This is a genomic window from Flavobacterium sp. (assembly GCF_035292545.1).
GTDB lineage: Bacteria > Bacteroidota > Bacteroidia > Flavobacteriales > Flavobacteriaceae > Flavobacterium.
The window spans coordinates 1-2,361 of record NZ_DATDPV010000082.1 but is presented as its reverse complement, the minus strand read 5'-3'; the positions used below and the strand labels follow the sequence as shown (position 1 = coordinate 2,361).

The window sequence follows — 2,361 nt, the reverse complement described above, 5'->3', positions numbered from 1 at the left end:
ATGAATATATTCGGGCCATTAAATATGCCGAAAAGTTAGGTCTGCATCGCAGCTTCAAAGAATAAGTAAATAGGAATAATTCTAACGATATTTTTACTTGTCTCTTTCCCAAAAAACTCTAATACTTTTTTCTCCATCAGCATATTGAAAATTATAGTTGCCCTGATAAGAACGTGATAATGCCTCACCAATTCTTCTTGCAATGTGAATTCCCGTAGTAGTAATTACTGTCTTATCATTACTTTCGGAAATTGAAATTATTCTCTCAAGCGGTCTTTCTGTTTTTTCTAATCGTTCTACATTATTTATGAGATTTAATATATCGGTCGAATGAAGAAGGTAAAATTTTCCTTTAATTTCCACATAACCTGCCGGATAATTATCACTAATTCGTCGGCAAGCTGGACAAGTTGTTTTAGTTACAGCTTGTTTACTTATTTTCCACGTCCATCTGCCATTAGAGTAAACCGCATTGCATTTGCTGCATATTGCAGGTTCTTTTAAAATAATTTGATCAATATAAACATCTTTTCTGCGATCTCTGATTAAACGATCTTTTCTGCGAACAGCGACTTTGAAGTTCATAGGACCTCCAATTATTTGGTTTATTGTGATGCTGTAAAGTACCGGGAGATAAATTGTGAACAGGTTGACAAGAAAATATTTTTAGAAGCAAAATTAAATCCAGTTTATAGTGAAAAAATATTAAACCTATAAACCCAGTGAGATCAAAGACAATGAATAAAAAACCGATAATAATGTAATAAATTTTTTTTTAAAAAGTAATGAGCAAAAATTTGGAGGCATTACACTTTTCGGTTGCTAATTTAATACAAATATATAAAATAATTTATGTTTGTCTTGATAACAAAAAATAAAATTGTGTTAAATTAACAGTTGTGTAACAGACCCGGCAAGGGTAGGGTTAGGCCTTTATTCCAATTCTTTTACAAATCTTCTGAAACTCTTTGTGTTCCTTTTCCTTAATTCCATCTAACTCACTCATAATTGTTTTTAAGAATTTAGGAAAAACCTTTTCATATAATTCTCTGCCTTCATTTTTCAATTTAATGATGTAAACCCGTTTGTCGTCCTCGCTTTGCTTTTTCTTAATCAATTTTCGTTTTTCAAGATTATTTACAACCATTGTAATGTTGCCCTCGCTTCGGAATATTTTCTTGCCAAGATCTTTTTGATTCATTGGTCCACAATGATAAAGTACATCGAGCAGATAGAATTGACTTTCCGTCAGCCCTTCCTTTGCTAGCTTCATGTATAAGCACGAACTAATCGATTCGAATGTACGCACGAGCTTTATGTAAGAATTGAGGACATTTACTTCTTTAAGCGAACCTTTATAATGTGTTGCCATAATTAAGATGTTTGTAACAGTTGAAAATTAAAGTCCTATATTAGTTCTCAAATATACTCAACAAAATTAAGGTGTGATTCATTGAACTTGCGTTTCTTTTTTAATGCAAATTATATTTTTTGTTTTGATTAAATTTGCACCAATCATTTTTCAAACTGAATTATTTTAGTCCTTACTTTGTTCACTAAATTATGAAAAAAATAAACCGTAGAAAGTTTCTTAAAAAAATATCTGCAGCATCAATCGGTTCATTGCTTGTTCCGCCAATTTTTCTTCGAAGTTCAAATCGGGAAGCAGCACAAGCTCTGCCTACAGAATTCAAACCATCGCCTGAATTATGGCATGATGACGAAATAACATTAGCATGGATTGGTCATTCCACAGTTCTAATTAATTTTTACGGGGTGAAGATTTTAACTGATCCTGTTCTTTACGAGAGAATTGGTTTATACTTTCTTGGAATGACTTTTGGACCGCAGAGATATTCTGCACCAGCTCTTGAATTGGATGCAATTCCAAAACCGGACTTAATTCTTCTTTCTCACGCTCACATGGATCATATGGATTATCATACGCTTTTGACTATCACCGATAAATTTCCAAACGAAATTGACTGCATCACGGCTTACAATACAATGGATGTTATTGCTGAGCTGAAATGGAAATCATTGCAGGAAATGGATTGGGGTAATGATTTAGAATTTCTAGGAATTAAATTCAAAGCTTACGAAGTGAAACATTTTGGTTGGAGATATCCTTGGGAAAAAGATCGATCCAAAGGTTATATGGAAGATGGAAGAAGCTATAATGCTTATGTGCTCGAAAAAAATGGTAAACGAATTTTATTTGGCGGCGATACTGCTTTTACCGAATTATTTCAAAAAGTTGATGGCGGAAATATTGATATAGCAGTCATGCCGATTGGCGCATATATTCCTTGGAGAAAAAACCATTGCAATCCTGAAGAGGCATTGGTAATGGCAAGTGAA

At 33.2% G+C, this 2,361-nt stretch carries 3 protein-coding genes; 1 reads left to right on the top strand and 2 read right to left on the bottom strand.

Translation table 11 applies throughout. The annotated features are described in order from the left end of the window. Positions 1 to 93: 93 nt before the first annotated feature. Complete coding sequence (locus VI621_RS14100; protein WP_324219050.1) at positions 94 to 585, bottom strand: BCAM0308 family protein; 492 nt, start codon at positions 583 to 585, stop codon at positions 94 to 96. A gap of 340 nt (positions 586 to 925) precedes the next feature. Beyond that, complete coding sequence (locus VI621_RS14095) at positions 926 to 1,372, bottom strand: MarR family transcriptional regulator (protein ID WP_324219049.1); 447 nt, start codon at positions 1,370 to 1,372, stop codon at positions 926 to 928. Between the two features lie 191 nt (positions 1,373 to 1,563). On the opposite strand from VI621_RS14095, the gene VI621_RS14090 reads away from it, so the two are divergent. After that, the coding region (locus VI621_RS14090) for an MBL fold metallo-hydrolase (protein ID WP_324219048.1) at positions 1,564 to 2,361 on the top strand (798 nt) is incomplete at its 3' end.